The 14,036-nt window shown below is 40.6% G+C and carries 15 protein-coding genes; 11 read left to right on the forward strand and 4 right to left on the reverse strand.

Annotation, left to right across the window (positions count from 1 at the left end):
- Positions 1 to 2: 2 nt before the first annotated feature.
- On the reverse strand, positions 3 to 188 hold the full coding sequence (locus BC751_RS08870) for a hypothetical protein (protein ID WP_130275236.1): 186 nt from the start codon (positions 186 to 188) through the stop codon (positions 3 to 5).
- A 148-nt stretch (positions 189 to 336) separates the two neighbouring features.
- Entirely contained in the window at positions 337 to 1,047 is a 711-nt protein-coding gene (locus tag BC751_RS08875; protein ID WP_165389817.1) for a TVP38/TMEM64 family protein, read from the reverse strand.
- A gap of 63 nt (positions 1,048 to 1,110) precedes the next feature.
- On the opposite strand from BC751_RS08875, the gene BC751_RS08880 reads away from it, so the two are divergent.
- The 3 genes from BC751_RS08880 to BC751_RS08890 are packed head-to-tail and all read left to right on the forward strand — an operon-like array spanning position 1,111 to position 3,937.
- A complete protein-coding gene (locus BC751_RS08880) occupies positions 1,111 to 2,256 on the forward strand; it encodes a cystathionine gamma-synthase (RefSeq protein ID WP_130275237.1) in 1,146 nt (381 codons plus the stop codon).
- Positions 2,257 to 2,261: 5 nt separating this feature from the next.
- On the forward strand, positions 2,262 to 2,975 hold the full coding sequence (locus BC751_RS08885) for a glycosyltransferase family 2 protein (protein WP_130275238.1): 714 nt from the start codon (positions 2,262 to 2,264) through the stop codon (positions 2,973 to 2,975).
- A 50-nt stretch (positions 2,976 to 3,025) separates the two neighbouring features.
- Positions 3,026 to 3,937 carry a hypothetical protein gene (locus BC751_RS08890; RefSeq protein ID WP_242617410.1) on the forward strand — a complete coding sequence of 304 codons (912 nt, stop codon included), beginning with the start codon at positions 3,026 to 3,028 and terminating at the stop codon, positions 3,935 to 3,937.
- Here the strand turns inward: BC751_RS08890 and hemA are convergent.
- Positions 3,934 to 5,211, reverse strand: a complete 1,278-nt coding sequence (gene hemA, locus BC751_RS08895) for a glutamyl-tRNA reductase (RefSeq protein ID WP_130277542.1) — start codon at positions 5,209 to 5,211, stop codon at positions 3,934 to 3,936. The two genes, BC751_RS08890 and hemA, sit on opposite strands and share 4 nt — an antisense overlap.
- 222 nt (positions 5,212 to 5,433) lie before the next feature.
- Between hemA and BC751_RS08900 the strand changes: the two genes are divergently transcribed.
- The 8 genes from BC751_RS08900 (at position 5,434) to BC751_RS08935 (ending at position 13,202) form a co-directional block, all read left to right on the forward strand.
- Positions 5,434 to 6,129 carry a ComEA family DNA-binding protein gene (locus BC751_RS08900; protein ID WP_130275239.1) on the forward strand — a complete coding sequence of 232 codons (696 nt, stop codon included), beginning with the start codon at positions 5,434 to 5,436 and terminating at the stop codon, positions 6,127 to 6,129.
- Positions 6,130 to 6,185: 56 nt separating this feature from the next.
- Complete coding sequence (locus tag BC751_RS08905; protein ID WP_130275240.1) at positions 6,186 to 6,656, forward strand: type I restriction enzyme HsdR N-terminal domain-containing protein; 471 nt, start codon at positions 6,186 to 6,188, stop codon at positions 6,654 to 6,656.
- A 74-nt stretch (positions 6,657 to 6,730) separates the two neighbouring features.
- Positions 6,731 to 7,444 carry a Crp/Fnr family transcriptional regulator gene (locus BC751_RS08910; RefSeq protein WP_130275241.1) on the forward strand — a complete coding sequence of 238 codons (714 nt, stop codon included), beginning with the start codon at positions 6,731 to 6,733 and terminating at the stop codon, positions 7,442 to 7,444.
- A gap of 102 nt (positions 7,445 to 7,546) precedes the next feature.
- Complete coding sequence (locus BC751_RS08915) at positions 7,547 to 8,038, forward strand: rhodanese-like domain-containing protein (RefSeq protein WP_130275242.1); 492 nt, start codon at positions 7,547 to 7,549, stop codon at positions 8,036 to 8,038.
- A gap of 50 nt (positions 8,039 to 8,088) precedes the next feature.
- Positions 8,089 to 8,847 (forward strand): DUF547 domain-containing protein, encoded by a 759-nt coding sequence (locus BC751_RS08920; protein ID WP_130275243.1) that lies wholly within the window; start codon positions 8,089 to 8,091, stop codon positions 8,845 to 8,847.
- Positions 8,840 to 10,192, forward strand: coding sequence for an NAD(P)/FAD-dependent oxidoreductase (locus BC751_RS08925; protein WP_130275244.1), 1,353 nt, complete (start codon positions 8,840 to 8,842; stop codon positions 10,190 to 10,192). The genes BC751_RS08920 and BC751_RS08925 overlap by 8 nt, the downstream gene beginning before the upstream one ends.
- Complete coding sequence (locus BC751_RS08930; protein ID WP_130275245.1) at positions 10,189 to 11,733, forward strand: 4Fe-4S binding protein; 1,545 nt, start codon at positions 10,189 to 10,191, stop codon at positions 11,731 to 11,733. The genes BC751_RS08925 and BC751_RS08930 overlap by 4 nt, the downstream gene beginning before the upstream one ends.
- Positions 11,733 to 13,202, forward strand: a complete 1,470-nt coding sequence (locus BC751_RS08935) for a cellulose synthase family protein (protein ID WP_130275246.1) — start codon at positions 11,733 to 11,735, stop codon at positions 13,200 to 13,202. Before BC751_RS08930 ends, BC751_RS08935 begins: the two co-directional genes overlap by 1 nt.
- On the opposite strand, the gene BC751_RS08940 is transcribed toward BC751_RS08935, so the two are convergent.
- Positions 13,203 to 14,036, reverse strand: coding sequence for a hypothetical protein (locus BC751_RS08940; protein ID WP_130275247.1), 834 nt, complete (start codon positions 14,034 to 14,036; stop codon positions 13,203 to 13,205).

A 14,036-nucleotide genomic window follows, 5' to 3' on the forward strand; every position in this document is an offset into this window, starting at 1 on the left:
AATTAGTTTTCGGATACTTCGGAGGAATCTTCCTGGATTTCCTCTTCCAATACCGGAACTTCTTCTGTAGGAGTTTCCTCAACAGCAGTTTCTACTTCCTCAGAAGTCACTTCTTCAGTGGTTTTGGTGCCGCAGGAAGCCATTAAGGCGGTTGCGACAATTGCTAGCGCAAAGATGCTTTTTTTCATTTTGTTAGATTGTTTAATGTCACTTGGACAGCATTTATATACATAAATTTCATGCCAATATTTTCATTAATGCAATATAATGTCATGTTTTTTGTGAAAAATTTACCGAGTGAGAGAAAATGTTATGGATTTGGAAAAGAGTTGTGGTTTATTTCTTTTTTTCCAAGCTAAAAAACTTCCAAATACCCCAGAAGCTTACCAAAAGGAAAACCGTAAAAATCCATCCTTTTCCTGAGATGCCATCTGTTTGTAGTGCCTGATACATGTCGGAAACCAATGTGCCGGATAAAAAAACAAGGGTGGTTCTGGGCAGCATGCCGATGGTGCCAAAAATGATCAGTTTTTTCCAACCTGATTTTAGAAAAGCAAAAAGGAGGTTGGATAGAGCGAAAGGAATTATGGGGCTTAGCCTCACAAAAAAAATCAACTCCCCAATCTTTCCCTTTTTTTGATCCAATAGACTTTTTGCTTTGGGGTATTTTTCCAAAAGGAACTCCCCTGAATTTTTACTTATGTTTTTGCCCCAGGCATAACCTATCAATGTTGCTAAGGTATATCCCAAAACCAATCCGAAAAAGGACTTCCAGCCTAACAAAAATCCAGAAATGGCGGCCAACATGGTTGTTGGCATTAGGGCAAATCCCATGAGGGCTGCAGCAACAATCAATCCGGTCAGCACAGTAAAAGGATCCAAAAAATTCAATTCCATCAGGGCTTGGCTGTTTGATAAGGCAAAAGGGACCAGGACAAGTGTACCCAAAGAGGGCATAATACTTACCCAAAGGAATGCAAAAGCCATTAATGGGTTTGTACGACTTGCTTCTTTGAATTCCTTGAAAAAACCTTGCTTTTTTTCCATCTTTGGGCTCCTCAATTACAAAGGAAATCAAATTAGCAGAATTGAACCCATAAAATTTACAATATGAAATTCGGAACCAAAGCCATCCATGCCGGTGTAGAGCCTGATCCTTCTACAGGAGCCATTATGACACCAATATTTCAGACTTCTACTTATGTTCAGAAGTCCCCAGGTGACCATAAAGGTTATGAGTATTCCCGTACACACAATCCTACCAGGACAGCACTTCAAAATAACCTGGCGGCTTTAGAAAATGGGAAGCATGGGCTTTGTTTTTCCTCAGGTTTAGGGGCTATTGATGCTATCATCAAATTATTGAATCCCGGAGATGAAGTAATCAGTACTAACGATTTATATGGGGGAACCTATAGGATTTTTACCAAGGTTTTTGAGCGTTATGGCATTAAATTCCATTTTATTCCTATGGAGCAACCCTCCGATATCGAGAATTATATCAATGAGCACACGAAACTGATTTGGGCCGAGACTCCTACCAACCCCATGATGAATATCATTGATATAGAGGAGATCGGAAAAGTGGCTAAAAAACATGGGATTTTGTTTGCTGTTGACAATACCTTTGCTACACCTTTTTTGCAAAATCCATTGGACCTTGGTGCTGATATTGTGATGCATTCTGTGACCAAATACCTTGGTGGCCATTCGGATGTGGTGATGGGGGCAATTGTGGTCAATGATGATGAATTGGCATCCAAACTTGCCTTTATCCAAAATGCATGTGGAGCGACTCCGGGACCCCAGGACTGTTTTCTGGTGTTGAGAGGCATCAAAACACTGCATATCAGAATGGAGAGACATTGTCAAAATGGCAGGGAAATAGCTCATTTTCTTAAATCACACCCCAAAGTGGATAAGGTGTATTGGCCTGGATTTGAAAGCCATCCCAACCATGAAGTGGCCAAAAAGCAAATGAGGGATTTTGGGGGAATGATTTCTTTTACCATAAAGGGCAATAAGATCGAAGATGCGAAAACCGTGTTGGAGAACCTGCACTATTTTTCTTTGGCGGAATCTTTGGGAGGAGTGGAGTCTCTATGTGGTCACCCTGCGACCATGACCCATGCCAGCATACCCAAAGAAGAAAGAGAAAAAGTCGGTCTTTTGGATTCTCTGATTCGTCTGAGTGTCGGTATTGAAGATGTGGAAGACCTGAAAGGAGACCTGGAGGCAGCTTTGGCTAAGGTTTGAAGCAAATGTCCAAAAATCTTACTTTGAATACAGGTGGGATAATTGTAGACGTGTTGATTCCTGCCTTCAATGAAGAGAGGTCCATAGCTAAAGTGATCGGGGATATACCCAAATTTGTCCGGCATATAGTGGTGGTAAATAACAATTCTACGGATAATACCCCTTTGGTTGCCAAAGGGGCAGGAGCTATTGTTTTGGATGAACCCAAGAAGGGCTATGGAAGGGCCTGCTTGACAGGGATGTCATATTTGGCTTCCCTGCCAAGCCCTCCGGATATTCTGGTATTTTTGGATGGGGATTACAGTGATTATCCAGAACAGATGACTGATGTGATTGAACCCATCATAGGAAAAGATTATGATATGGTCATAGGTTCCCGTGCCAAAGGTAGCCGTGAGAGTGGCTCCATGACCCTGCCGCAGGTATTCGGCAACTGGCTCGCTACAAGCTTGATGAAATGGATCTATAAGACCGATTATTCTGATCTCGGACCCTTCAGGGCGATAAGATGGCAAAAATTAATGGAGTTGGGTATGGAGGATCAAAATTATGGCTGGACCATTGAAATGCAGATCAAAGCAGCGAAGTCAGGATTGAAAAGTACAGAAGTACCTGTGGATTATAGAAAACGGATAGGCGTCTCTAAGGTGAGCGGAACGGCCAAAGGAGTCTTTGGGGCGGGGTATAAAATCCTTTGGACGATATGGAGGTATAGGTAGCAAAATCTTGAAATTCAAAGATTAAATATTTTTTCACTATCTTAATTCCCATGAAACACCTTTTTGGCTATATGGGAAAATCAAACTTGATATTGTTTTTTTATGTCCTGATCCTCTCATCATGCCACAGGCCCGAAAGAGACAATTTAGATTTCACCGAATGGGGCAACTATTGGTTTCAGGGAAAAGCAGAGATCAGCAGTTTTGATTTGGTACAATACCGGTATGGGGAAGCCAGGGAAGGGGAAGCGGTTTTAATATTTGTAACAGAAGATTTTTCCAGGAAAAAGCAGGTGAAGCTGGACGAACCTGAGAAGGCGGGTAGGGATAAGGTGAGCGTGCTGAAGATGAACCAGACCAGGGATTTTGTGACAGGAATCTATCCTTATCACATGATGCTTTCGGCTTTTACGCCTACTAAGGAAAAAAGCACTGGGCTAAAGTTTACCGCGAGTTCACAGGAATGGTGTGGCCAGACTTTTACCCAGCTCAACAAAAATGGAGAAGCGTCTTATCAGGGGAAGTTGTTTTCCTATTTTGAGAAGGAGGGAGATGATGTTTTTACTGTAAAAGGTATTATGGAAGATGATCTTTGGAATCTGATCCGTATCAATCCCTCTGAAATCCCTTTGGGAAATGTGAAAATGCTGCCTTCACTGTTTTTTCAACGTTTGAGCCATAGGGGATTTGTCCCAGAATCCGCTTTCATCAAGGTGGACAAAATCAGTGAAAACAGAAGCAGATTAGAATTGAATTATAGTTCAGGGTTTCGTTCCTTAGAAGTAGTGTTTGAGCATGATTTTCCTTTTCCGATCTTGGAATGGAAAGAAATCCAGACCAACGCCCATGGAGAAAAAGAAATCACACAAGCGAAACGCAAGGCGATAAAAATCATTGATTATTGGAAAAGGAATAAACTGGAGGATGAATTTCTCCGGGAGGAACTTAATCTGAAATTTTAAGCCTCGTTTTTCTTGTCACTGACTTTTTCCAGGTCGAACAAATCCGAGAGGGTGCTGATCATTTTGTCTGCATCATCTCTTTGGCAGGCAGCTCTTAATTGAACAACAGGCACCTTTAGGATTTTTTGCATCATGCTTTTGGTGATTTTGTCAATGATGGCTATTTCCTTATCATTGGCATTTTTCAAGAATCTGGCCATTTCCTCCTGACGGATCTGCTCCAAAGCATTTTTAAGCTTGTTGATGGTAGGGGAAACCATCATTTCTTTTTTCCAGTTGAAAAACTCTTCAATACTTTCCTCAATGATTTTTTCTACCTGGGGAATGGAAGCCAGCCTTCTTTCCAAAGTTTCGGAAGCTTTGCTTCTGATATTGTCCACATTGTACAATAATACCCCTGGGGCCTCCTCAATCGTAGTTTCAATACTTCTTGGTACTGATAGGTCCACAAAAAGTTTATAACTTGGAATTTCCATGGATTTAACCAGCTCCTTGGTGATAAATGGCTCTGACTTCATGATGGAGGAAACCACCACATCTGCAGACTTCATCGCTTCAAAACACTGCTCAAACGGTATCACTTCAAAACCGAGTTCGTCCGCCAAAGCTTTTGCCTTTTCGAAGGTCCTATTGGTGATAGTAACCTTAGCTTCCGGGATATGTACCATATTTTTGGCTACATCTTCCCCGATTTCACCCACCCCGATCAACAATACCCTTGGCTGATAGGTATTGGAGGTGATTTCTTCAATCAATTCAACAGCCGCATAAGAAACAGAGGCTGCCCCATCTCTAAAAGCAGTTTCCTGAACTACCCTTTTGTTGGTGTAAAAAATAGTATGCATCAGCCTGTGAAGAAAAGGTCCCGCCATGTCCAAATCGGCAGAAGATTGATAGGCCCTTTTCACTTGATTGGCTATTTGCATGTCTCCCACTACCTGAGCCTCCAGACCAACAGATACTTTGAACAGGTGTTCAATAGCTTCTTTGTCCTCATTAAGGATATTGAAATATTCCAAGTAGTCCACTACATTGGTCAGACCTTTTTCAAGACCGATCAATTTGATGATCTCAGTACTTATGTCCAGGTCATGGGAATAGTAGACCTCTGTCCTATTACAGGTAGAAAGGATTAAAGTATCTGAAATACTGAAAAACTCTTTCAGTTTGACCAAAAGGGAATGGATAGAACCTTCATCCAAAGCAATTACTTCCCTGATTTCAACCGGGGCATTTTTATAGGATAAGCTTATGGCTCTAAACTTGTTCTGCATTACAGGTACTTTTAACATACAAATTTAATCCAGAATCGGTCGCAAAAGAAAATTTTCCTTTGTTAAACCTTAATTTAGAATCTGTCTAAATAATTTTATTTTGTTTGGGTGAAATGAGGACTCAAAATTGAGCAAATTTGCAAACTAAAGCCAATTGTATTAATTTATACCCCATAGATACGATCTATTTCAGGTTTCTCATTTTTCTGCAACGTGTTTTTTATGAAAAAGATTCTGTTCTATTATCTGCGTACCTATTTGGGCTTTTCGGTCAGGGAATCAAGAGGATTTGTTCTGGTTGTTCCTTCATTGTTTCTGCTTTATTTCCTTCCAAGCATTTATGAATGGGGGCTTAGTAAGAAAAACCAAAAACTTTTTGCCCAGTATGAGCTTGCCATTGACAGTCTTATTCAAGCAGGGAAGGTTCCTTATGTATTCAGGCCGCAAGAATCTTTTTCATCGCCTGATACAGTAAAAAGAACAGTTTTACCCAACAAGCCCAGAAATCCAGGTTTCAACCGGATAGATTTCAATGAAGCTGATTCCGTGGTTTTGCAGATTGTTCCAGGGATAGGGCAGACTATGGCCTCCAGAATTGTCAAGTTTAGGGAAAGCATAGGAGGGCTTCATCATAGAGAACAGCTGCTCGAGGTTTATGGAATGACACCAGAACTGGTGGAAAAGTTATGGGACCACTTTGACTTTAATCCTGGTATTTTCAGAATGATTCCGATTAATCAGGTAAATGTCCAAGATCTTGCAAAACATCCTTACATCACTTATGGTGCTGCAAAAGTTATCATCGCTTACAGAGACCAACATGGTTATTTTCGACAAGCAGACGACCTGCTCCAAATCAAGATTTTTAATAAGGATTGGGTGGACAGGTTAGCGCCATATTTGGAATTTCAGCATTGAATTATTTTGACTGGGGCTCTTGATGTTAAATCGGGAAAAGCAAGCATATTTGTATCATGATTACAGATAGATTTGCTTTTTTGGGTAAGGAAATGAATTTCCCGGAATTGGAGTTCCAAATCAAGGAAACCGATGGGAAATTGAGCATTTTCGATTCTCTTAGAAAAAAATATCTTATTCTAACACCGGAGGAGTGGGTAAGGCAGCATATGATTGCTTTTCTGATCCAGTTCAGAAATTATCCCAAAAGCCTTTTTGCTTTGGAAAAGGGACTACAGTACAATTCCTTGCAAAAAAGATCTGACATTTTGGTGCTGGATAGAGAAGGGAAACCTTTTCTTTTGATAGAATGTAAAGCACCAGAAATAGTCCTTTCTATGAAAACTTTGGAGCAGGTTTCCGTATATAATAAGTCAATTAAGGCGCCTCACATAGGAATAACCAATGGGATAAACCACCTGTTTTTTTCTATGGATGAGGATTCTTCCAATTTTGCCCAAATACCTGATGTTCCAAAATTTATGTAGAAAAAATTATGATTTTTGTCATGTTTTTGTTTAAATTTAAGAATTAAGTTTATCCAGTATAATTCGCCAGTCCTATGAAAGTCCAACCCAAAAATACTCCCTGCGAACTTTGTGTGAGTAGGAAGTTTTCATTGTTTGCAGATGTTTCAGAACCCCACCTTTGTCAGCTTTCAGAAAGCAAAAATCTAATTACCCACAAGAAGGGACAGATTTTATTCTATGAAGGTACCAAGCCTCTTGGTGTATTTTGTATCAGTGATGGAGTAGTCAAAGTTTACAAAACTGCCTCTAATGGAAAGGAACAGATTATCCGCCTGGCCAAAAAGGGAGATTTCCTTGGTTATGCGTCTTTGTTAGGCGAAGAAGCATATTCTAATTCGGCTACTATTGTGGAAGATGCCAATATTTGTTTTGTGCCCAGGGAATCATTTCTTAAGGTCTTAGCAGAGGACACGGCATTTCATAGAAGAGTGACCAAAGCTTTGTGTCATGATTTGGGTGTTATGGAAAGCAAATTGACGGATGCAACCCAAAAGTCTATAAGGGAGCGCCTGGCATTCACCTTGTTGAAACTTTCAGAAACTTATGGTATTGATGGGAAGGAAGGAGATAAAATAGATATCGTATTGACAAGGGAAGAAATCGCTGGAATTGTGGGGACTGCCACAGAGACTGTGATCCGCTTGCTTTCTGAGTTTAAAAAAGATGAACTGATTGATTTTCAGGGCAAAAAAATCATTGTTTTGGATAAGAAAGGACTGGCACGTCTATCAGATTTCTACGGATAATTGCCCGTTCAAGGAGCATATATTAGCCTTTTGAGTCAGTCTTTTGACTTAAAAGGCTTTTTCATTTGCAATTATTTCAGTCCTTAAATGGTTACAGATTATATGAGCTCAATAAAATTTATCGTCCTTTTTGGGATGCTTTTGATAAGTAATCAGTTGATGGCGCAAAGCCTTGCCTACAAAGCCCTTCTGAAGGGGATTTATGACAAAGATTTTCCCGTCATCACCATCGAAGGGGCAGACTCCATGGAGCATCCTGTTTTTTTGGATACCAGAGCGCTTGAGGAATATGAGGTAAGCCATATCAGGAATGCAATTTGGGTAGGATATGAAACTTTTAACATGGAGAGTGTCAGGAAACTGGATAAAAACCAACCTGTAATTGTTTACTGCTCCATTGGGGCAAGAAGCGAGAATATTGGCAAAAAACTTCAACAGGCCGGGTTTAAAGAAGTTTATAACCTGTATGGAGGTATTTTCCATTGGGTAAATGAAGGAAAGCCGGTTTATTCCAAAGAAGGAAAGACAGACAAAATCCATGCGTATAGCCGAAGCTGGGGGATATGGCTTTCAAACGGACAGAAAGTGTATTGATATATTGATGAGTAAATCAGTGTTATTATTGTCAATTTAGATTTTACAGCATGAAATTCTTATGGATTACCTTTTCCATTTTATTGGTCAATCTATCTTGTGGTCATTCGGATTTAGGACAAAAGGGCACCAAACCTCCTTCTCACGAAATCTTTGATAAGTTTCTTAAAAAATTTGTATCGGAGGAAGGGAAAGTAGATTACAAAGGCATGCTTATCCGAAAAGCTGAATTGGAAGCATATCTGGAAATCCTGAGTCAAAATCCGCCTGATAGGACTGCCTGGACCCATAAAGAACAATTGGCCTATTGGATCAATGCTTACAATGCTTTTACACTCAAATTGATTCTTGAGCATTATCCTGTCAAAAGCATTCAGGATATCAAACCCAAATATCCCCTGCCTTTGATCAATACGGTCTGGCATATGGAATTTTTTAAGATAGGAGGCAAGCCGGCCTCCTTGGATGAAATCGAGCATAAAATATTGAGAAAGGAATTTGATGAACCCAGGATACATTTTGCCATCAATTGTGCCTCTTTTTCCTGTCCAATTCTATCAAGGGATGCTTATGTTCCGGAAAAACTTGAAGAACAGCTTGATATGGCAGCAAGGAGGTTTATCAATGATCCGAAAAGGAATAAAATACGTGCAGATAGGGTGGAAGTGTCTAAGATTTTTTCGTGGTTTGGGGAGGATTTTACCCGGAATGGAAGTTTAATTGATTATCTTAACAGGTATTCAAAAATCAAAATATCACCCAAAGCAAAAATCAATCATTTAGATTACGATTGGTCCCTCAATGAATAAAAGGAAGATTGTCATTATTGGAAATGGGATTTCAGGAATAACCTGTGCCCGAAATATCCGAAAGAAGGATAATGATGCTGAAATTCTGGTGATTTCCGGAGAGACGGAGCATTTTTTTTCCCGCACAGCCCTGATGTATATTTACATGGGGCACATGAAATACGAGCATACTAAACCGTATGAGGATTGGTTTTGGGCGAAAAACCGTATCAGCCTCCTGAAGGCCTGGATAAAAAGTGTGGACTTTCAAAAAAGACAGCTACTCAGTCAGGAAGGAGAAATCATTCCTTATGATATTTTGATCCTGGCTACGGGATCCAAACCCAATAAAATCGGATGGCCAGGTCAGGATCTAAAAGGCGTACAAGGGCTTTATTCCTTGCAGGATCTTGAACTCATGGAGGAGAATACCCAAGGAATCAAGAGGGCAGTTGTTGTCGGAGGAGGATTGATCGGAATCGAGATGGCGGAGATGTTGGCAAGTCGGAATATCCCGGTCACTTTTTTGGTGAGAGAAAAAAATTTTTGGGACAATGTACTCCCAGAAGAAGAGTCTAAAATGATCAACAGGCATATTCTTGAACATGGAATTGATTTGCACTTGGACACAGAACTGAGAGAAATCTTAGGTGCAGATGATAAAAGGGTAGAAGCTGTAATAACGAATAAAGGAGAAAAAATAATTTGTGAATTCGTAGGGCTTACTATTGGGGTTGTTCCCAATATCGGATTTTTGAAAGATTCAGGTCTTGAAATGTCCAGGGGCATCTTGGTAGACAACTACTTCAACACCAACATTCCGAATGTTTATGCCATAGGGGATTGTGCAGAGTTCCGGTCAGCCGTTTCTGAGGACAGAAAAAACATCGAACAGGTTTGGTACACGGGGAGGATGCATGGGGAAACTTTGGCACACAATTTAACCGCTTCTGTTCAGGTGCCCTATAAACCAGGTCCTTGGTTCAATTCTGCTAAATTTTTTGACATCGAATACCAGACCTATGGTCAGGTGCCGCCGAATCTGCCTTCCGATACAGAATCTTTCTATTGGGAGGACAAAAATGGAAAAGTGTGCATCAGATTGAATTTTGATAAAGCATCAAAGGTCTTAAAAGGGGTTAATGCTTTGGGATGGAGATTGAGGCATGAGTTTTTTGACAAAGCATTGACAGAACAATGGACGATAGACCAGGTGATGGGCAGTCTTGACAAAGCCAGTTTCAATCCTGAGTTTTATAAACCATATTATCAATCGGCACTGAAATCCTACAACAGCATGATGGGAAAAAACATTCAAATCAAGAAGCAGTCCCTATTCAGTAAACTTATAGGTTCAAAAGCATGAAAAATATACAGAAGCTCGGTCTGGCTCTTTTTATTGTTGGACTCTTTATTTTTAGTTGGATTCCGTTTTTGGGAGATTACCAGCTTGATGATCAAATAGTTGGTAAAGTTGTGAAATCAGCGCATCAGCAGGTTATGCTTGAGATACTTGAACCTATGTATGGTAAAAAATATGGGTCGAATTTTAGTTTTATCCGAGATTTTAATGGGTTTTTCAATGCCTACAACCAGGAATTGAAAGACCGACAGGCTTGGGATGATGTTATTTGGGACAATTATGCTTTTTCTGTTACCAAGGCCTCAGCCATAAGCTCTGTACAGCATCATCCATATTGGTTTATGGGCATTTCAATTCTTCTAAGTGTATTGGGAAGCTTGCTGTATATCATTCCAATGTATAAGAGTGAGCCTGAAGGCATCAAAAACAATGGGATTTTCTTTTCATCCATGAAATCCAGAGGACTTTTAGGGATCATTACCGGTACCTATTTGATACTGTTTTATGTGATTTTGTACTGGTTTCCCGAATATATGGTCAATTTGGTCATAATGGTGGATCCAATAAGCAAAGCTCTTTCCGGTAATGAAGCTTCCCAGTGGTTTTTATATGGATTAATATACACCTTAGCCATCCTTGTCATGGGCATTAGGATGTTCAGAAAGTACAAGGGAAATGCTTACCAAACCCTCAGGACTGCTTCGGTTATGTTTTTTCAGTTGGCTTTTGCCTTTTTGTTACCTGAAATTCTGGTGCTCTTCAATATGCCTTGGCATGATTTCAAAAACATCTGGCCTTTGGATTACTCTTTCTTTTACGATTATAGGATTGATGGGATGGTAAGTTCTGGGGCCTTGGGGATGTTCATGTTGGTTTGGGGCATTGTCCTGATAATTATTGGTGTACCGGTACTGACTTACTTTTACGGAAAGCGATGGTATTGTTCTTGGGTCTGCGGTTGTGGAGGCTTGGCAGAAACTTTAGGCGATCCTTATCGTCAGCTTTCCGATAAATCTCTTAAATCCTGGAAAGTGGAAAGGTATTTGATCCACGGAGTGTTGGCATTTGCAGTGGTGATGACCTTGCTCACCATTTTGAATTATTTTATGAAATTTGACCTATTGGGCCAAGCCACCAATCAGCTGCATACGGTTTATGGATTTGCGATTGGATCAGCCTTTGCAGGGGTTATCGGAACAGGCTTCTATCCTCTCATGGGCAATCGGGTATGGTGCAGGTTTGGATGCCCTTTGGCAGCTTATTTGGGGATTGTTCAGCGCTTCAAATCGAGATTCCGCATTACTACTAACGGAGGTCAGTGTATCAGTTGTGGAAATTGTTCCACTTACTGTGAGATGGGGATTGATGTCAGGTGGTATGCCCAAAGAGGTCAAAATATTGTCCGCTCTTCCTGTGTTGGTTGTGGTATTTGTTCAGCAGTTTGTCCAAGAGGAGTTCTTAAGCTGGAGAATGCCGATGAAGACGGAAGAATCAATGATCTGCCTATTATCATTGGCCATAAATCCATAAGTGTAAAATCCTGATGGTTCTGATATACGTATTTCTCGGCATTTATTTGCTCGCTATGCTGTTTGTGCTCTTTTACAGCTTGGCGCAGGCCCATTTGCTTTTTTATTTTTTCAAATCCAAAAATAAACCCAAAATCGAAATGGCGAGGGATGAAAAAAGCCTTCCCATGGTAACGGTCCAATTGCCGGTATTTAATGAAATGTATGTGGTGGAGCGTTTGATTGATGCTGTAGCAGCTTTGAGTTACCCAAAAGATAAACTGGAGATACAGATTCTGGATGACAGCACGGATGAAACTTCTGACATTATTCTCCAAAAAATCAAAAAATATTCCGGAGTAAATTTCAAATACCTTCACCGGTCTGATAGAAAAGGATTCAAAGCGGGTGCTCTCCGGGAGGGTTTAGCAAAAGCACAGGGGGAATTTATTGCCATTTTTGATGCTGATTTTGTCCCTGATGCTGACTTTTTACTTAAAACCTTACCGCATTTTAAGGACAGTCGTGTAGGTATGGTGCAGAGTCGGTGGACGCACCTGAATGAAAATTATTCCTTATTGACCCGACTGCAGGCTTTTGCTTTGGATGCCCATTTCATGGTAGAACAAATTGGCAGAAACAGTCAGGGAGCTTTTATCAATTTCAATGGGACTGCCGGTATTTGGAGGAAATCCTGTATCCTGGATGCCGGCAACTGGGAAGAGGATACTTTAACAGAAGATCTTGACCTGAGTTACAGGGCGCAGAAAAAAGGGTGGAAGTTTATATACCGACCCGATATTGAATCTCCTGCCGAGCTTCCTCCCGTTATGTCTGCCATCAAGTCCCAGCAGTTTCGATGGACAAAAGGCGGTGCAGAATGTGCCAGGAAGCATCTGGGAAGTGTTTTGTCAGGAGGCTTTTCTTGGGGGAAAAAACTCCATGCCACAGCACATTTACTCAACTCCATGATTTTCATTGCAGTACTGTTGGTGAGCCTAAGCAGTATCCCAATTTGGTGGGGCTTTCACAAAGGTTTGTTGCCCCCATCACTTTTTCAGGCCTCAGGGATATTTTTTATAGGCTTTATTATCATTGCCATGGTGTATTTCTTTGCCAATATCAGTTTGGTAGGATATTCTTTAAAGGGTATTTTGAAGTTCCTGTGGGAGTTGCCCGTGTTTTTGGCAGTTTCCATGGGCCTGGCATTGCACAATGCCCAGGCAGTTTGGGAGGGGATTACCGGTAAAAAAACCCCATTTGTTCGAACGCCTAAATATAATTTAAGGGAAAAAGCTTCCTGGACGGAAAATGTGTACAACCAATTCAAGGTGCCCTTTACCACTTATTTGGAGGCCTTGCTAGCTGCGGTGTTTTTGACCGTATCCATTATTTCTATCCGGACAGGAAATTACACCATGTTGGTTTTTCATGTGATGTTGGCCTTTGGTTATTCGGTTGTGAGTTTTGCTTCTTTTAGAAGTTATGCTTTCAAAAGGAGGTGATCATTCCAGAATTCTTTCGAAAAGGGCAGCGCATTGGTCTTCAATCTGTTTGATATGGTTTTTTCTATTGCCCTGAAGAGAGGAAAGAAGGTCTAAATATTTTTTAGAGACCTCTTCCTTATCGGTAAGAAATGCCACCAAGTGCTGGATAAAGAGGTGGTTTTCATACCATTTCAGCATGGTCTTCTGGAGTTCGCTCATGCGTTCATGAACCTCCTGGACAAAGATGGGGTTAAAACCGGATTCAATCCTAAGGTTTTCAAGGGCAGTAATGACACGAATGCCTTCATAAATATCCTTGAGTACTTTGCTGTCAAGTTTTCCATTGTTGTCCACCTGAAAAAAACTCAGTTCCTCGTTGATGATTTGTGTAGTTGCGGTATTGATCATTAAGGGTTTTATGCCTTTACTGTAATGATGGGCTTCATGATAAAGTGTCTCCCAAATCTGTAAAGGACTGGAAATGATCAGGTCGTAAACTTCATTGTACAACTGGTTCTTTTCTGTTTCCAGGGATTTAAGGTAAGCATGAAAGGCAGGGTTTTCTTTTAGTTTCAGGGCCTCGGTTTGGGCCATGATCATCTTGATATGTTTGGTTTTTTTTAACCCTTTGAATATTTTTTTGAAGGGAGAAAAAAGCCTGAATTTTAACTGTTCTTCCTCGAAATGGATTTTGGATAGTAAATCTATGTAGATTTCCAGGAAGATCAGTTTGTTTTCCAATTCCAGGGCTTTTTTTCCCCGGTATTGTTTGCTCAGCGCATCAAAAGCTGATTTGGCTGCTTCGAATTGTTGTTGGAACAGCGCAAAGATGGGAGAGACCTTTCCTTTCAT

The sequence above is a fragment of the Cecembia calidifontis genome (genome assembly GCF_004216715.1).
GTDB classification, from domain to species: Bacteria; Bacteroidota; Bacteroidia; order Cytophagales; family Cyclobacteriaceae; genus Cecembia_A; species Cecembia_A calidifontis.

Excerpts from the sequence above, each read along its gene's own strand:
- BC751_RS08920 (WP_130275243.1), top strand. The coding sequence starts at position 8,089 with ATGAAATTCTTATGGATTACCTTTTCCATTTTATTGGTCAATCTATCT.
- BC751_RS08915 (WP_130275242.1), top strand. The coding sequence starts at position 7,547 with ATGAGCTCAATAAAATTTATCGTCCTTTTTGGGATGCTTTTGATAAGT.
- BC751_RS08885 (WP_130275238.1), top strand. The coding sequence starts at position 2,262 with ATGTCCAAAAATCTTACTTTGAATACAGGTGGGATAATTGTAGACGTG.
- BC751_RS08900 (WP_130275239.1), top strand. The coding sequence starts at position 5,434 with ATGAAAAAGATTCTGTTCTATTATCTGCGTACCTATTTGGGCTTTTCG.
- BC751_RS08890 (WP_242617410.1), top strand. The coding sequence starts at position 3,026 with ATGAAACACCTTTTTGGCTATATGGGAAAATCAAACTTGATATTGTTT.
- hemA (WP_130277542.1), bottom strand. The coding sequence starts at position 5,211 with ATGCAGAACAAGTTTAGAGCCATAAGCTTATCCTATAAAAATGCCCCG.
- BC751_RS08870 (WP_130275236.1), bottom strand. The coding sequence starts at position 188 with ATGAAAAAAAGCATCTTTGCGCTAGCAATTGTCGCAACCGCCTTAATG.
- BC751_RS08910 (WP_130275241.1), top strand. The coding sequence starts at position 6,731 with ATGAAAGTCCAACCCAAAAATACTCCCTGCGAACTTTGTGTGAGTAGG.
- BC751_RS08875 (WP_165389817.1), bottom strand. The coding sequence starts at position 1,047 with ATGGAAAAAAAGCAAGGTTTTTTCAAGGAATTCAAAGAAGCAAGTCGT.
- BC751_RS08935 (WP_130275246.1), top strand. The coding sequence starts at position 11,733 with ATGGTTCTGATATACGTATTTCTCGGCATTTATTTGCTCGCTATGCTG.
- BC751_RS08905 (WP_130275240.1), top strand. The coding sequence starts at position 6,186 with ATGATTACAGATAGATTTGCTTTTTTGGGTAAGGAAATGAATTTCCCG.
- BC751_RS08925 (WP_130275244.1), top strand. The coding sequence starts at position 8,840 with ATGAATAAAAGGAAGATTGTCATTATTGGAAATGGGATTTCAGGAATA.
- BC751_RS08880 (WP_130275237.1), top strand. The coding sequence starts at position 1,111 with ATGAAATTCGGAACCAAAGCCATCCATGCCGGTGTAGAGCCTGATCCT.
- BC751_RS08930 (WP_130275245.1), top strand. The coding sequence starts at position 10,189 with ATGAAAAATATACAGAAGCTCGGTCTGGCTCTTTTTATTGTTGGACTC.
- BC751_RS08940 (WP_130275247.1), bottom strand. The coding sequence starts at position 14,036 with ATGAAAGGAAAGGTCTCTCCCATCTTTGCGCTGTTCCAACAACAATTC.